This window comes from Flavobacterium fluviale, assembly GCF_003312915.1.
Lineage (GTDB): Bacteria > Bacteroidota > Bacteroidia > Flavobacteriales > Flavobacteriaceae > Flavobacterium > Flavobacterium fluviale.
Map to the genome: position 1 here is coordinate 2,936,003 of NZ_CP030261.1, position 15,830 is coordinate 2,951,832.

The window sequence follows — 15,830 nt, forward strand, 5'->3', positions numbered from 1 at the left end:
AATTACATGTCAAATATATCATAATCTAGCAGTTTGACAAACGTTTTTTTGTATTTTTGCGTGAAATTAACGAAAAACAAAGAAATGCAACGCGACGAACAAATTTTTGATCTTATCCAAGAGGAGAAAGAAAGACAAATTCACGGACTAGAACTTATCGCTTCAGAAAATTTTGTAAGTGATGAAGTAATGCAGGCAGCTGGGTCTGTTTTAACTAATAAATATGCAGAGGGTTATCCTGGTAAAAGATACTACGGCGGTTGTGAAGTAGTTGACGTTATTGAGCAGATTGCTATTGACAGAGCCAAAGAATTATTTGGAGCTGAATATGCAAACGTACAGCCTCATTCTGGTTCTCAGGCAAATACTGCTGTTTACCATGCGTGTCTAAATCCTGGTGATACTATTCTAGGTTTCGATTTATCTCACGGAGGTCACTTAACTCACGGTTCTCCTGTAAACTTCTCAGGTCGTTTATACCGTCCTGTTTTTTACGGAGTAGATGCTGAGACTGGTCGTTTAGATTATGATAAAATTCAAGAAATTGCAACAAAAGAACAGCCAAAATTAATTATCGCTGGAGCTTCGGCTTATTCTCGTGATATGGATTTTGCTCGTTTCAGACAAATTGCTGACAGCGTAGGAGCAATCTTATTTGCTGATATTTCTCACCCAGCAGGTCTTATTGCAAAAGGATTATTAAGCGATCCAATTCCACATTGTCATATTGTTTCTACAACAACTCACAAAACATTACGTGGGCCACGCGGAGGTTTGATCTTAATGGGGAAAGATTTTGAAAACCCACAAGGGTTAAAAACTCCAAAAGGAGAAATCAGAATGATGTCTTCATTGTTAGATTTAGCTGTTTTCCCAGGAAACCAAGGTGGACCTTTAATGCATATTATTGCTGCTAAAGCGGTTGCTTTTGGTGAAGCGCTTAAAGATGAGTTCTTTACTTACGCAATGCAATTACAAAAAAATGCAAATGCAATGGCTGATGCTTTCGTAAAAAGAGGTTATAATATTATCTCTGGCGGAACAGATAACCATATGATGCTTATTGACTTAAGAAATAAAAATATTTCTGGTAAAGAAGCTGAAAACGCATTAGTAAAAGCAGAAATTACAGTAAATAAAAACATGGTTCCTTTTGACGATAAATCTCCATTTATCACTTCTGGAATTCGTGTTGGAACAGCTGCAATCACAACTCGTGGTTTAGTTGAAAAAGATATGGAAACTATTGTAGCGCTTATCGATAAAGTTCTTACTGATCATACAAACGAGGATCTTATCGAAGAAGTTGCTGAAGAAGTAAACGAATTAATGAGCGAAAGACCAATTTTTGCATATTAATTAGTTTAAAGTTTAAGGTTTCAAGTTTAAAGTTTTGTAATGCGTAAATAAACGTATTATGAAACTTTAAACTTTTTTTCGTTTAGATAAGAAACTTGAAACCTGAAACAAAATAAACCTGAAACAAATTAAAAAAAATGGGCGTACTAAGATTACAACTGCCAACTGACCCAAGATGGGTAAATATTGTTGAGAAAAACATAGAAGAAATCTTGACAGATCACGCGTGGTGCGAGCAGAAAGCAGCAACAAACGCGATTACAATTATTACAAACAATTCTGAACATCAAGATCTTGTTCAGGATTTATTGGCTTTAGCCAAAGAAGAAATCGATCATTTTGAACAGGTTCATAATATCATTATCAAAAGAGGATTAAAACTTGGTCGTGAGCGTAAAGATGATTACGTAAACGAATTATATCAATACATGAAAAGAAGCGGTGACGGAAGCCGTGTTTCTGGATTGGTAGAAAGATTATTATTCTCAGCAATGATCGAAGCTAGAAGCTGTGAACGTTTCAAAGTTCTTTCTGAGAATATTAAAGATGAAGAACTTGCGGTTTTCTATAGAGAATTAATGGAAAGCGAAGCCGGACATTATACAACTTTCATCACATACGCCCGTAAATACGGAAAAGGAATCGATGTTGAAAAACGCTGGAGAGAATGGCTGGAATTTGAAGAATCTATCATTACCAATTACGGAAAGGGAGAGACGATACACGGGTAGAGTTTTTTTGTTTCAGGTTTATTTTTGTTTCAAGTTTCAGGTTGATAAGCTTTGTGAATCTTTGTGAAATCTTAGAGGATCTCTGAAATAAAAAAAAACCGTGAAAATCAGCTTTTTCGCGATAGCGAATCAGTTTTATCCGCGTAGTAATTTATGCGTTTAGATTTAATCTAAAACCTACAATCTAAATTCTAAAATTCCTTACATTTGAGAGTAACCAAAATCTTGAAATATGAGAATAGAAATGGATTTAAAGCTAGGCTTTAAAGATGTAATGTTTAGACCTAAAAGATCAACGCTCAAAAGCCGTTCTGAAGTTTCTTTAGAGCAAAATTTCAAGTTTTTGCACAGCACAGCATCTTGGACAGGAATTCCGATCATGGGTGCCAATATGGATACCGTTGGAACTTTTGAAATAGCGAAAGTCTTAGCAGGAGAAAAGCTATTTACTGCAATTCATAAACACTATTCTCTGCAAGAATGGAATGAATTTTTGAAAAACGTAAATCCAGATTTCTACGATTATATTGCTGTAAGCACAGGAACAGGAAAAGAAGATTTTGAAAAGATTGGAAAAGTAATAACAGCTAATCCGTTACTGAAATTTATTTGCATCGATGTTGCAAACGGTTACTCGGAACATTTTGTTCAGTTTTTAAAGAAAACCCGTAAACAATATCTAGATAAAATCATTATTGCAGGAAATGTAGTGACGGGAGAAATGACCGAGGAACTACTTTTGGCAGGAGCTGATATTGTAAAAGTTGGAATTGGACCTGGTTCTGTTTGTACAACTCGTGTCAAAACTGGTGTTGGATACCCACAGTTATCGGCAATTATTGAATGTGCAGATGCGGCCCACGGTTTAGGCGGACATATTATCAGCGATGGCGGATGCACGACTCCCGGCGATGTTGCCAAAGCTTTTGGTGCTGGTGCTGACTTTGTAATGTTAGGAGGAATGCTTGCAGGACATAGTGAAAGCGGCGGAGAACTGATCGAAGTAAAAGGTGAAAAGTTCAAACAATTTTACGGAATGAGCTCTAAAACTGCAATGGATAAACATGCTGGTGGTGTAGCAGAATATAGAGCGAGTGAAGGAAAAACAGTTCAGGTTCCGTTTAAAGGAGACGTTATTCATACTGTTTTAGATATATTGGGAGGAATAAGAAGTACCTGTACTTACGTAGGAGCTTCAAGATTAAAAGAATTGACCAAACGAACGACTTTCATCCGCGTAAGCGAGCAAGAAAATCAAGTTTTTACAAAATAATATGATTACAATTACCGAAGCATTTGTTGAAGATATAGCGAAAATTCAAGAGATTGCAAATATAACTTGGCCAATTACTTATGGCGAAATTCTAACAAAAGAGCAGTTGGATTATATGCTTGATTTGATTTATTCTGATGAAGCATTATCAAAACAAATCCAGAATAAAGAGCAATTGTTTTATTTAATTTCAGATTCAGAATCCGTAATTGGTTTTATTGGAATTGAGCATAATTATAAAAGCGAAGCGATTACCAAAATTCATAAAATCTATCTTCTACCAGAAACGCAAGGAAAAGGTTATGGTAAAATTGTTTTTGAAGAAATTGGAAAAATGGCTTTAGAAAATAATTCTAATGAACTTTTATTAAATGTAAACCGATTTAATACGGCGTTGAATTTCTATAAAAAACTAGGTTTCGAAATCAAAGAAACGGTTGATATAGAAATTGGAAATGGATATTTAATGGAGGATTATGTGATGGGGAAATTAATATAGAGTTGATTTTCAACTTTTTTGTCTTTCCGATCCCGAGGCTTCGGGAGAGAAATAACACAAGTATTTCCGCAAAGTAAATAGCCAATCTTTGTCGAGTTTCGAGTGTGATTCCTCTACCGAAGCCTCGGGATAGGAATGACAAACTGTATATATTTGGCTCATTCAACTCACAATCACATCATGTTTAAACAATAACCCTTTAACTTCTTTCAAAGAAAAAACAGCTTTTTTCAGTTTCGTTTTTGATGGATCAATCGTATAATTATAGCTTGTTTTAAAATCTGCTTTGTTGGCGATTGCTTTGTTGAATTCAGCGCGGTACAAATCGCAATTGTCAAAAATTACGCTAGTTAGATCTGCAGCCATAAAATCGACAGCAATTAAACTGCAATTGGTAAATGGAGTTCCTTTTAGTTTTAAAGTGTAGAATTTCGAGAAATCCAAAATGCAGTCATTAAAGCGAACTTCAAAAATTAATTTATCGCACATCGCAAAATTGACATCTTTAATTTCGCAGTGATTGAAAGTTACGGTTCTAAAGGCAACGTAATTAATTTTGGCTTCAGTAAAAATGCAGTCGTTAAAAACGCAGTCAATAAAAGTTACTGCTAGAAAAGTGCAAGCAGAGAAGTTACAATTATTAAAAACACAGCATTCAAAATCCTTAAAATTAAGATCGTCTTTGGCGTAAATAATCGTATTGTATTCTTTATCAAGAAAATATTCGCTTTCTTTTTTCAACTCTTTTCTATAATTATTTGAGAGTGAAAAGATAATAATTTAGAATAAAATATTCTGAATAAATCATAAATCATTTTGATTTCAATTCCATTTTTAATCCATAATTTGATGTAGCTTTACGCTTAATTTTTTAAGTAAAAACAGATCAATTTTATTATATGGAACCAACAAGAAAGGAACATGATTTTTTAGGAGAATTAGAAATTCCGAATCATCTATACTACGGAATCCAGACTTTTAGAGCTGTAGAGAATTTCAATATTACCGGAATTCCAATTTCAAAAGAACCTTTATTCATCAAAGCTTTAGGATATGTAAAAAAAGCGGCAGCTTTAGCCAATAAAGACTGTGGCGCAATTGATCCTAAAATTGCCGAAGCAATCTGTTATGGAAGCGATCAGGTAATTGCTGGTAAATTTGATCAGGAATTTGTGAGCGATTTAATCCAAGGAGGCGCGGGAACTTCTGTAAACATGAATGCAAACGAAGTTATTGCGAATATTGGACTAGAATATTTAGGTCATAAAAAAGGAGAATACAATTTTCTTCATCCAAACAATCATGTCAACTGTTCACAGTCTACAAACGACGCTTACCCTTCTGCTTTTAGAATTGCTTTGTATTTGAAAATGGAGAGCTTTATTAAAACTTTTGCAGGTCTTGAAGTTGCTTTTGCTAAAAAAGGAGAGGAGTTTAAAGAAGTCTTAAAAATGGGAAGAACGCAACTGCAAGATGCAGTTCCAATGACTTTAGGACAAGAATTTAAAGCTTATGCGACAACAATTGGCGAGGATATTCAACGTTTAAAAAATGCTCAGGAATTATTGCTAGAAATCAATATGGGCGCAACAGCTATTGGAACAAAAGTAAATGCTCCCGAAGGTTATCCTGAAATCTGCGTAAAATATTTAGCAGATGAAGTTGGAATTCCATTAACGCTTTCACCGGATTTAATTGAGGCAACGGTAGATACTGGAGCTTATGTACAAATTATGGGAACATTAAAACGTTCTGCGGTTAAGATTTCTAAAATCTGTAATGATTTACGTTTATTAAGTTCTGGACCGAGAACGGGTTTAAATGAGATTAATCTTCCCGCACGTCAGCCGGGTTCGTCTATTATGCCAGGAAAAGTAAATCCGGTAATTCCAGAAGTCGTAAATCAGACTTGTTTTTATGTAATTGGTCAGGATTTAACAGTTACAATGGCAGCAGAGGCAGGACAATTGCAATTGAATGTAATGGAACCAGTTATTGCTTTTGCGATGTTTACTTCTTTAGATTATCTTTCAAATGCGATTCAGACCTTAATTGATAAATGTATCAACGGAATCACTGCAAATGTTGACCATTGCTATAATATGGTTATGAATAGTATCGGAATCGTAACGCAATTGAACCCGATTATTGGATATGAAGAAAGTGCCAGTATTGCTGGAGAAGCTTTAAAAACAAATAAAAGTGTGCATCAAATTGCTGTTTTAGAGCGAAAATTAATTACACAGGAAAAATGGGATGAAATTTATTCGTTAGAAAATTTAATTCATCCAAAGTTCATTACGAAATAAAGTTTAAAATAAGAGAAGCCGTCATTGTAGACGGCTTCTTTTTTATCTGTTAATATGACTATTTTTAATGTATTAAATTATAAAATAAACCAGCCATAAACATGAATAATATTATACATAGAACGTTAACTCCCAAAACTTTTAAGTATTTGTTTACAGTTTTATCCTCTCCTCTAAAAAAAGTATAGTTGATAACAGTTGCGGCGCCGCCTATCATACCGCCTATAATTCCTCCGCCAAATATAATAAGGATTGGTAATCCTCCAATTATATATTCGTACCATTTCAATTTCTCTGCCATACGATGTTTCTGATTGTTTATGCTTAAAGATTGTGCAGAAATATCAGGAATATTGGCTTTAGGAAAAGCTTTAACTATTTCGTCATTAGCTCTTTTTATTAAAAATGGTTTTCCTTTTTCTTTGCTTTGTTCAACAAGGATTCCATTTTGCTTTAAAGTAGCTTTCCCTGAAAAGATATTATTTTCAAACTCAAATTTGTCATTTGGAAAATCTGGCAGGGTAAATTCAAATTTATTTTTCATTTTATATTTTTTTTATTTTGAAATGTTCTCAAAACGAGACTACTAGTTTTGTTCTATATTTTGCAAAAGTAACGTAGATAGCTTGATATTTTTTATTACCAAAAGTCAAAAAAACAATAAAATAAGATTTTTTTTTTCATCACTAATAAATCTTAAACCAAACAATTGAAATAGCCTAAAATATTGAAAATAAATATTATATTTACAGTAGGTTGCTGATTTTTAATAAAATAAACTTTTCTTAAATGGTGAATTTTTTAAAAAATAATAACTTTCTGTACAAGTATAAGATCTTAGGATTATTGTTTTTCATTTCATGTCATTTATTTTCTCAAGAAGAAATAACGAATCGAGAAATTTGCCCGCCTAAAACCATTTTTGATATTTTTAAAAAACAAGACGATGCATTAGTCGTTAAACCTGCCAAAAATAATTTCTTTTTAGTAATTCCAGCTATTGGCTCACAGCCGGCAACTGGATTTTTCTTTGGTGCTGTTGCGCAGTATACTTTTAAAGGAAAAGAAGAAAAAGATAAATACTCCATTGCAAATGTTGGAGTTACGTACACATTAAAAGATCAGTGGCTGGTTAATATCAAAAACAATATTCTGCTAAAAAATAATAAAATCTTTTTGAGCGGCGATTATCGTCTTTATTTGTTTTCTCAGCCTAATTATGGACTTGGAACAGATATTATTCCGCCAAGACGCGATAGAAGTCCTAGTTTTAGTATCGATTCCATAGCTCAGGATATGGATTATAATTATTTGAAATTTCACCAGACCGTTTCATTTGAAGTAAAAGAAAACTACTACATAGGCGGAGGAATTAATATTGACTGGTATTCAAGTATTAACGATAAAAAATTGGATGTTGAAAATGGCAGCTTAACCTATCATTATAATTATAGCCAAAAATACGGATTTGATAATTTAGAGTATTTTTTAAATGGAGTAAGTTTGAATTTGGTTCACGATTCTCGTGATAATCAGGTAAATGCCTCGCGTGGTTGGTTTGCGAATGTTAATTACAGATTTAATCCCGTTTTGTTTAATAATCAGGATTACAGCAGTGTTTTATTTGCAGAGTATAAGCATTTTATACCTGTTTCACATAAAAATCCAAATTACATTTTAGCTATTTGGACTTATGGACAATTTGTAACCAGAGGAAAAGTTCCATACTTAAATTTACCTGCAATAGGCTGGGATCAGCGAAGCAGGAGCGGGGAGGGTTATACGCAAGGGCTTTTTAGAGGAAATGGATTGGTGTATTTATCAACAGAATTTCGGTTTCCTATAACCTGTAATCAATTATTAAGCGGTACTGTTTTTACCAATTTTGTTACCGCCAGTAATTCAGATTCAAATCTCTCACTTTTTAAATCGATTCAGCCCGCTGCAGGTGTTGGGTTGCGTCTTTTAATTGATAAAGCCACCAAGACCAATCTAATTTTAGATTATGCCTGGGGCAATAATTCGAAAGGTTTTTATTTAAATGCTGGAGAAACTTTTTGATTATAAGTTTTTAAAATTCAAGTTATTATGTTTTTGTAATTAAGTTTTTTCTTTCTAAAAAACATCATTTTTTGAAAGAAAAAAGCTAAATTTGATTATCCATTTAACAATCAAAATCAAAAATTATGAAACAGTACACTTTATTATTAGTTGTATTTCTATCGGCAATAGGAATGCAGGCTCAAGATGCGAGGTCTTTTTCGCTTAATTTATATGGCGGTTATAATTTTTCAGATCAGCTCGATTACGACGGTTATTCTGCAACAATTGAAGACGGTTTTCAATACGGGGCAGGACTTGAATACTTTTTTACAACAAACAATTCAATTGAATTAAAGTATTTAAGATCAGACGTTAAAATTCCATTATATGGCCCTGCTGGAGCGCAGTTAAACGCAGATGGCGACAAGGGAGCTTTCAATTTCATTCTCGCAGATTATACCTATTATTTTGATACAGGCTCAAATCTGCTTCCTTTTCTCGGTGCAGGTGCAGGTGTTGGAATTGTAGAATCGCCTCAGGGGGGAAGCGGTACTTATTTTGCATGGGATGTAAAAGGCGGTGTAAAAATTAAAACTGCTTCAGTGGTATCTGTAAATATTAATGCCTATCTTCAATCAATGTCAGCAGCAGTGGGTGAAAGCTATTATTGGTCTTACTGGGTCGGGCCAGTTGCAGTTGAAGATTATATTTCGACTTTTCAATTTGGTTTGGGCGCAACTTTGAGTTTTAATTTTAAAAATTAAAAATTACAGGTTTAAATCTAAAATAAGTAATAATAAGCAGACTATATGGTCTGCTTTTTTTATGTTTTGACTGAATTGTTCATAATTAAATCATAATTTCTATCCGTAATAAGTACTATTTTTGAACTCAATTCTTATTTTTGTTGTATATACAACCTTCCTAATATGAAATTACTGATAGTCGAAGACGAACCAAATCTATTATCTATACTGCGTAAAGGATTTGCCGAAAATAATAATGAAGTTAGTGTGGCGCTAGACGGTAAAACCGCTCTGGAGATGATTCATAATTATACTTTTGACGTTGTAATTTTAGATGTAATGCTTCCAGATATTAATGGAATTGAAATCTGCCGAAGACTTCGCGCCAGCAAGAATTTTGTGCCAATCTTGCTTTTAACAGCTTTAGGAACTTCAGAAAACATTGTTACCGGACTTAACGCTGGTGCCGATGATTATTTGGTGAAACCTTTTAAATTTGGAGAACTGGATGCCCGAGTAAATGCACTTTACAGAAGATCACATCAGGAAACGGAAAAAATTGATACCATTGTTATTGGAGATCTTGAAATAAACGGACGTGCAAAATCTGTAAAAAGAGGCAGTGAAAACATTGTTTTAACCGCAAAAGAGTTTAAACTTTTGTATTATCTGGCAAAAAACACAGGCCGAATTGTTTCTCGCGATCAGATCTTAGATAATGTCTGGGACATTAATTTTGATATGAATACTAATGTTGTCGATGTATATATTACTTATTTAAGAAGAAAGATTGATAAGCCTTTTGATTCCAAACTCATTCATACCATGAAGGGATTGGGCTATGTTATAAAACCATAAAATGGATATTAGAAAAAAAATTACTTTTAACTACGTTGCCCTTTCAACCTTTAGTACATCGTTATTGTGTATTATTGTTTTTTTCTTGTTCAGAGAAAACAATCGTTACCACTTTTTAAAACGGTTAGATGACAGGTCAAAAATTGTAGCGTCAATTCATTTTCAAAAAGATCCAGAAAAAATTAAGTATTACAAAAATCTTCAAAAAAATGGTCTCGAAGAATTAATTGAAGAGGAAGAGTATGTACTAAAAATAAATAGTCATAATAGTTTTGATTATAATACTAATTTAAACCTTCCAAATACTTTTTATACCAATATTTTAAGTACAGGAAAAGATTCTTACGAGAGAGATAATAAATATTATTTAGGTCAGATTTTTGAAGAAAACGGACAAAAGTATATTGTAATTGTTGGAGCACGAGACCGTAAAGGAAAAGATACAACAGTTTACATTGTAAAAATCATGCTTTTTGGCGGTATTGGTTTTGTAATTTTGGCTTTTCTTTTAGGACGTTTTTTGGCAAAAAGAGTAATTAATCCTGTGGCAAGAATTACAAAAGAAGTAAAACGAATCAGCGCTTCTAATCTTCATAATCGTCTGCCCGAAGTTAAAAATTCAGATGAAATATCCGATTTGACCAACACTTTTAATAATATGCTGGACAGACTGGAAACTTCTTTTGAAATCCAGGCCAATTTTATTAATAATGCCTCTCACGAATTAAAAACGCCTATAACTACAATTATTGCCGAGGCAGAGATAATGCTGCTCAAAGAGCGTGAAGTATACGAATATGTAGAGTCCTTAGAAAATATTTACAGTCAGGCATCAAGACTAGGAAATTTAACCGAAAGCTTACTGAAACTTACACAGACTGGATATGATGGGCAAAAGCAAGTATCTGATATTGCTCGAATAGACGAGCTGCTGCTGGATGTAAAATCTGATTTGGATAAAATATTCCCAGGCAACCGAGTAAGTATCATACTTAATTTTGCACCAAAAGATTCTAATTTTCTATTACTGCCTTGTAATAAACCATTATTAGAATTGGCAATTAATAATATTATTACCAATGGTGTAAAATATTCTGATAATAATGAAGTGTTCGTAAATCTTTCGGCAAACGAGGAGATGATAAAAATTACGATTAATGATATTGGTATCGGAATTCCGCCAGAAGATATTCCGCACTTATACGAACCTTTCTTTAGAGGTAAAATTGCAGCGAAATACATTGGTTATGGTTTAGGATTACCTTTGGCATCTAAAATCATCAGGATGCACGAAGGAGAACTGCAGGTACAGTCTGAACAAGATAAGGGTACAATTGTTACAATAATCTTTAAAAAGTTAAAGATTAAAAATTCTAATGTTTAATCTTAGAAAATTCTAATTTTAAATTAAGAAGGGTCTAATTAGCGGATAGTTATTTTGTAGGTATAAACTAAACGATTATACTTATGAAAAACTTTCTTATACCTACGACTTTAAAAGATGATACAATTTCGGCTGTAAAATCGGCGGTGAATCAGTCCAAAAATACTGAATCAGAAATTATTTTAGTATTAGTTTCAGAAGCGCCAGACACATTTTCCTCTTCCAGCTTTTTGCGAGAAATGAGATCCGGACTAACAAAAAGTCAGGAAGAAGTACTGGAAACCTGCAGATATATCATCGATCATACTCCAAACACAAAACTGAAAGTTCATAACCAATACGGACTTTCGGCTCCAATTTTCAAACGTCTTATAGAAGCTTTTTCTGTAAAATTGGTTATCCTGACACATTCTTATAAACAAGAAACCAAAAGAATTCATCAATATTTGATTCAATTGGCTGGAAATCAAAAATGTCCAATTCTGCATTTAAGTACAGAAATTAATAAAGAAGTTTTCAGCAAGGCTCTTTATGTTGAAAATTCAAGCAAAAGTATTCATGTTAAAGATGTACAGCAGTATTTAAGTGAAAATTTCTCGTTCGAAATAGTAAGTCAGACTGCCAATTTTGAAGATAATTACGAGAATATTGCTCCATTTTTATCAGAAGCCATTTCAAAACATAATATCGATATGCTGGTAGAAACTCGAAAAGGAGAAAAAATCAAATTTAAAAAAGTCAAAAAAGAAAATGTCAATGAAAAGCTGGGACTTCCGGTGCTTTCATTGTACGAAGAGATTGTTTAAGTCTTTAGTTGTTAGTCCTTTAGTCCTTAGTCCTTAGTTCTTAGTGATTAGTTGTTAGTTCTTAGTTACTAATTTTAACGGAATCCTTATAATTACTCGATTTTGCAATGTAATTATAAATAAATATTAGTCTAAACTATCTAACTAACAACTAACAACTAATCACTAAGTACTAATTCACTGAGTACTAAAAAACTATAAATATTTAATTTAAAACCGAAAATATGTTATTAAAGAAAAGAATACCAATGAAGTACGTTCTCGGGAAAATTAAAGTCGAAATTGTTCTGGTATTAGCGTATACCGTAGTATTTGAAATATTTCACCATTACTTTGTTACACTTCCTGTAGATATTCCAATTGCGATTCCAACTATGATTGGAACGATTATTTCACTTTTGCTTGCGTTTAAGTCCAATCAGGCATACGATAGATGGTGGGAAGCAAGAATTGTTTGGGGAGCCGTTGTCAACGATTCCAGAACATTAATTCGTCAGGTTTTGACGTTTTACAAAGATCCAGATTTTTCTGTTGAAGCCAGTGAATTCAAAGAAAATTTTGCCAAAAGACAGATTGCATGGTGTTATAGTTTAGGGCAGTCACTGCGAAATAAAGACGCCGTAGAACCATTGGAAGGATTAATGAGTGATGAAGAAATACGATACATTAAAAATCATCAAAATGTTCCTAATGCAATTTTAATGCTTCATGCAAGAGATCTTAGAAATGCTAAAAATGACAAGAAAATCAATACTTACCAACAGGTAGAAATCGATAATACTCTGTCTAGACTATGTGATGAAATGGGAAAATGTGAAAGAATTAAAAACACCATATTTCCAACAACATACAGTATGTACATTCGATTGACATTGTGTTTGTTTATTTTATTACTGCCTTTCGGGCTAACAAGTGTTTTGAGCTGGTTTGCGATTCCGTTGATCACAGCAATTGGAGGAGCTTTCTTTTTGATCGAAAGAATGGCGATTCATTTGCAGGATCCATTTGAAAACAGACCAACAGATACGCCTGTTACCACTATTGCAAATACAATAGAAAAAAATATAAAACAAATGCTGAATGAATACCAAAGCGAATTTGATATTCTAAACGAATTTGAATTGAACGACGAACCTAAAATAGTCGAAAAAGGCGCTTATTTCGTCTTATAGAAATTTAATTTTGGTCTTCTTTTAATTGTTGGCTGGACAGTGTGTAGTTGCGCTGTCCAGTTTTTTTATTTTATATAGGTGTAGTTTGCATCCCATGTTTATGCATATATATGATTACAAAAACTTAATCTATAATTGTGTTTTTGCCAGTCTGCCGAGAGTTTGTATAGCCGTTCGCAGCTCGTTTGACCAAGGAAGTCCAAAACTCAAGCGCATACAATTCGAAAATTGATTTTGAAAAGAAAAAATTCTCCCAGGCGCAATGCTGATATTGTGTTTCAAAGCAAGATGATAAAAAGCCGCAGTATCTATTTTTTTGTCTAATTCTACCCAAAGAAAAAAACCGCCTTGAGGCTGGCTCACCTTTGTTCCAGCAGGAAAAGATTCTAAAATGGTATTGATATAATTGGTACAGTTACGATTTAAAATCTGGCGTATTTTGCGAAGATGATTCTCGTATCGGCCATTTTTTAGAAAATCGCCGACAACTTCGTGGGTTATGGTAGGATTAGAAATGGTGTGATACAGCTTGGTTCTTAGAATTTCTTTTTTAAATTTCCCAGGAGAAACCCATCCCACACGATAGCCCGGCGCCAAAGTTTTAGAAACCGAACTGCAGCAAAGTACAATACCGCTCTCATCATACGTCTTACAGCTCGAAGGTCGGCTTGCGCCAAAATACAAATCACTGTGAAGATCATCTTCTATTAAAGGAACATTATAAAAATCCATTAAACGAACAATCTCCTGTTTATGCTCATTCGGCATCATACTGCCAGACGGATTACTAAAATTACTCATTAGTACACACGCTTTAACCTTATTAGATGCAAGTGTTTTTTTTACGGCTTCCAGTTCAATTCCAGTTGTCATGTTGGTTGGAAGCTCCATTACATACAATCCTAAAGATCTCGCCAGCTGCAGAATACCAAAATATACGGGACTTTCTGTAATAATTGTATCTCCAGGTTTAGTCAAAGTTAGTAAACAATCTGAAATAGCTGAAATACAGCCAGGAGTTGTAATAATATCATCTTCTGTCAAAGAACCGCCCCAAGTAAAAGACCATCGTGCGATTTCTTTACGCAAATTACTATTTCCCTGAATTTCCTCATAACTAGTGCCGCTGTTAGGCAGCTGACGCATTGCTTGAACCATTCCTTTATTCAGTTTTGCAATGGGCAGCAATTCATTTGATGGAAATCCGAGTGAAAGCATTGTAAGATCTTTTTTACGCATGTCTCCATAAACCAGATCGACCAAATCTTCACGCTCAATGTTTTCAACGCTCAGGATTGGTGAACTCGAAGAAGGTTCTGCAATAATTCTTGCCGAAATGTTACTCACATAATAACCAGACTGGGGTCTTGATTCAATTAAAGAACGGCTTTCAACCTCATAATAAGCTTTGCTTACTGTGCTCATGCTGTAGCCAGTTTCGGCGCAGACTTCTCGAATAGAAGGCAGTTTATCACCAACACTTAAAACGCCAGATTTTATTTGTTTTTCAATTCGGTCAGCAAACTGCAGGTATAAGTAATTGGAGTTTTTCATAAAAAAAATAAAACTGTTATGCTGCAATTTACAAAAACTGTATCTGTATTGCTGTTTTATTTTTTAGAAATTTGCTTCATCAAAAGAAAACAATTCAAAAAGAGAATTTGTGAAAACAACAAAATATTACATAGCAGCTATTACCGCTTATACTATATGGGGATTTTTTAGTTTGGTTTTAAGACCAATACATGATTATCCTTCATTAGATATTCTTTTCTTCCGCGTTTTCAGCTGTAGTATTTTGATGCTTTTAATTGCTTTATTATTTAAAAGAAAGAAAATTAAAGAGACGATTGAAATCTTTAAGGCAATGCCGAAATCAGAAAAAAGAAAATCGATTTTACTGAATATCGGAGGGAGTGCATTTTTAATGGGTAATTGGTTTACATTCATTTACGTAATGAATCATGTAAGTGTAAAAGCAACTTCTCTGGCGTATTTGGTTTGTCCTATTTTGACAACATTGCTCGCGTATTTTATCCTGCACGAAAAGCTGTCAAAGACACAATGGATTTCGGTTGGATTAAGTATTTCGGGCTGTTTAATACTGTCTTATGCCGATATTATGGATATGTTTTTCAGCATCATTATTGGTTTAACATATGCTGCTTATTTAGTCAGCCAGCGCGCTAATAAAGGTTTTGATAAATTTGTTGTATTAACGTTTCATATTACATTGGCTGCCTTGTTTTTAGTGCCATTTTATCCAAGTTATGGAGGACCGATTCCAACAGAATTTAAATTTTATTTCTGTATAGAAACAATCGCAATCTTATTTACAATTGTACCGCTTTTCCTGAATTTGTACGCACTTTCTGGAATCAATTCTTCAACAGTTGGAATGTTGCTAAACATCAATCCGATGATTGCATTTGGATTGGCAGCCTTTGTTTTTAAAGAAAATATTACTGCTTTGCAAATTACATCTTATGCAATTATTTTTATTGCAGTGTTAGTTTTTAATTCACATCATATTTTTGCAATAAAGCAAAAATGGACCGCAATATCCAAAGGCTCTTAATAATTAGTTTTCATATTTTTTATTGGTTTAAAATCGAAAATTACCAGAATCTTAACAGGATGTTTAAACAGG

At 33.5% G+C, this 15,830-nt stretch carries 15 protein-coding genes; 12 read left to right on the top strand and 3 right to left on the bottom strand.

The genetic code is table 11. The features are described from left to right. Positions 1 to 84 precede the first annotated feature (84 nt). The 4 genes from glyA (at position 85) to HYN86_RS12965 (ending at position 3,862) form a co-directional block, all read left to right on the top strand. Positions 85 to 1,359, top strand: a complete 1,275-nt coding sequence (gene glyA, locus HYN86_RS12950) for a serine hydroxymethyltransferase (protein WP_113679937.1) — start codon at positions 85 to 87, stop codon at positions 1,357 to 1,359. A 137-nt stretch (positions 1,360 to 1,496) separates the two neighbouring features. Continuing rightward, positions 1,497 to 2,090, top strand: a complete 594-nt coding sequence (miaE, locus tag HYN86_RS12955) for a tRNA-(ms[2]io[6]A)-hydroxylase (protein WP_113678404.1) — start codon at positions 1,497 to 1,499, stop codon at positions 2,088 to 2,090. A gap of 232 nt (positions 2,091 to 2,322) precedes the next feature. Further along, positions 2,323 to 3,363: a GMP reductase gene (locus HYN86_RS12960; RefSeq protein ID WP_113678405.1), complete on the top strand. Its 1,041-nt coding sequence runs from the start codon at positions 2,323 to 2,325 to the stop codon at positions 3,361 to 3,363. Position 3,364: 1 nt separating this feature from the next. Continuing rightward, complete coding sequence (locus tag HYN86_RS12965) at positions 3,365 to 3,862, top strand: GNAT family N-acetyltransferase (protein ID WP_113678406.1); 498 nt, start codon at positions 3,365 to 3,367, stop codon at positions 3,860 to 3,862. A gap of 162 nt (positions 3,863 to 4,024) precedes the next feature. On the opposite strand, the gene HYN86_RS12970 is transcribed toward HYN86_RS12965, so the two are convergent. After that, on the bottom strand, positions 4,025 to 4,603 hold the full coding sequence (locus HYN86_RS12970) for a pentapeptide repeat-containing protein (protein ID WP_113678407.1): 579 nt from the start codon (positions 4,601 to 4,603) through the stop codon (positions 4,025 to 4,027). Between the two features lie 158 nt (positions 4,604 to 4,761). Between HYN86_RS12970 and aspA the strand changes: the two genes are divergently transcribed. Further along, positions 4,762 to 6,171, top strand: a complete 1,410-nt coding sequence (aspA, locus tag HYN86_RS12975; RefSeq protein ID WP_113678408.1) for an aspartate ammonia-lyase — start codon at positions 4,762 to 4,764, stop codon at positions 6,169 to 6,171. Positions 6,172 to 6,235: 64 nt separating this feature from the next. On the opposite strand, the gene HYN86_RS12980 is transcribed toward aspA, so the two are convergent. Next, positions 6,236 to 6,715 (bottom strand): hypothetical protein, encoded by a 480-nt coding sequence (locus tag HYN86_RS12980; RefSeq protein WP_113678409.1) that lies wholly within the window; start codon positions 6,713 to 6,715, stop codon positions 6,236 to 6,238. A 245-nt stretch (positions 6,716 to 6,960) separates the two neighbouring features. Between HYN86_RS12980 and HYN86_RS12985 the strand changes: the two genes are divergently transcribed. From HYN86_RS12985 to HYN86_RS13010, 6 genes are all read left to right on the top strand, one after another. Continuing rightward, positions 6,961 to 8,232: a BamA/TamA family outer membrane protein gene (locus tag HYN86_RS12985; protein ID WP_113678410.1), complete on the top strand. Its 1,272-nt coding sequence runs from the start codon at positions 6,961 to 6,963 to the stop codon at positions 8,230 to 8,232. A 125-nt stretch (positions 8,233 to 8,357) separates the two neighbouring features. Beyond that, a complete protein-coding gene (locus HYN86_RS12990; RefSeq protein ID WP_113678411.1) occupies positions 8,358 to 8,978 on the top strand; it encodes an outer membrane beta-barrel protein in 621 nt (206 codons plus the stop codon). A 165-nt stretch (positions 8,979 to 9,143) separates the two neighbouring features. After that, positions 9,144 to 9,818 (top strand): response regulator transcription factor, encoded by a 675-nt coding sequence (locus HYN86_RS12995; protein ID WP_113678412.1) that lies wholly within the window; start codon positions 9,144 to 9,146, stop codon positions 9,816 to 9,818. 1 nt (position 9,819) lies between these two features. After that, positions 9,820 to 11,202: a HAMP domain-containing sensor histidine kinase gene (locus HYN86_RS13000; RefSeq protein WP_113678413.1), complete on the top strand. Its 1,383-nt coding sequence runs from the start codon at positions 9,820 to 9,822 to the stop codon at positions 11,200 to 11,202. A gap of 83 nt (positions 11,203 to 11,285) precedes the next feature. Then, a complete protein-coding gene (locus HYN86_RS13005) occupies positions 11,286 to 12,008 on the top strand; it encodes a hypothetical protein (RefSeq protein ID WP_113678414.1) in 723 nt (240 codons plus the stop codon). 224 nt (positions 12,009 to 12,232) lie between these two features. Further along, on the top strand, positions 12,233 to 13,180 hold the full coding sequence (locus tag HYN86_RS13010) for a bestrophin family protein (RefSeq protein ID WP_113678415.1): 948 nt from the start codon (positions 12,233 to 12,235) through the stop codon (positions 13,178 to 13,180). A gap of 129 nt (positions 13,181 to 13,309) precedes the next feature. Here the strand turns inward: HYN86_RS13010 and HYN86_RS13015 are convergent, their stop codons facing one another. Next, on the bottom strand, positions 13,310 to 14,734 hold the full coding sequence (locus HYN86_RS13015) for an aminotransferase-like domain-containing protein (protein WP_113678416.1): 1,425 nt from the start codon (positions 14,732 to 14,734) through the stop codon (positions 13,310 to 13,312). 109 nt (positions 14,735 to 14,843) lie between these two features. Between HYN86_RS13015 and HYN86_RS13020 the strand changes: the two genes are divergently transcribed. After that, positions 14,844 to 15,758, top strand: coding sequence for an EamA family transporter (locus HYN86_RS13020; protein ID WP_113678417.1), 915 nt, complete (start codon positions 14,844 to 14,846; stop codon positions 15,756 to 15,758). The last annotated feature ends 72 nt before the right edge of the window (positions 15,759 to 15,830 follow it).

Coding starts and splice junctions, on each gene's coding strand:
- glyA (WP_113679937.1), top strand. CDS start 85: ATGCAACGCGACGAACAAATTTTTGATCTTATCCAAGAGGAGAAAGAA.
- miaE (WP_113678404.1), top strand. CDS start 1,497: ATGGGCGTACTAAGATTACAACTGCCAACTGACCCAAGATGGGTAAAT.
- HYN86_RS12960 (WP_113678405.1), top strand. CDS start 2,323: ATGAGAATAGAAATGGATTTAAAGCTAGGCTTTAAAGATGTAATGTTT.
- HYN86_RS12965 (WP_113678406.1), top strand. CDS start 3,365: ATGATTACAATTACCGAAGCATTTGTTGAAGATATAGCGAAAATTCAA.
- aspA (WP_113678408.1), top strand. CDS start 4,762: ATGGAACCAACAAGAAAGGAACATGATTTTTTAGGAGAATTAGAAATT.
- HYN86_RS12980 (WP_113678409.1), bottom strand. CDS start 6,715: ATGAAAAATAAATTTGAATTTACCCTGCCAGATTTTCCAAATGACAAA.
- HYN86_RS12985 (WP_113678410.1), top strand. CDS start 6,961: ATGGTGAATTTTTTAAAAAATAATAACTTTCTGTACAAGTATAAGATC.
- HYN86_RS12990 (WP_113678411.1), top strand. CDS start 8,358: ATGAAACAGTACACTTTATTATTAGTTGTATTTCTATCGGCAATAGGA.
- HYN86_RS12995 (WP_113678412.1), top strand. CDS start 9,144: ATGAAATTACTGATAGTCGAAGACGAACCAAATCTATTATCTATACTG.
- HYN86_RS13000 (WP_113678413.1), top strand. CDS start 9,820: ATGGATATTAGAAAAAAAATTACTTTTAACTACGTTGCCCTTTCAACC.
- HYN86_RS13005 (WP_113678414.1), top strand. CDS start 11,286: ATGAAAAACTTTCTTATACCTACGACTTTAAAAGATGATACAATTTCG.
- HYN86_RS13010 (WP_113678415.1), top strand. CDS start 12,233: ATGTTATTAAAGAAAAGAATACCAATGAAGTACGTTCTCGGGAAAATT.
- HYN86_RS13015 (WP_113678416.1), bottom strand. CDS start 14,734: ATGAAAAACTCCAATTACTTATACCTGCAGTTTGCTGACCGAATTGAA.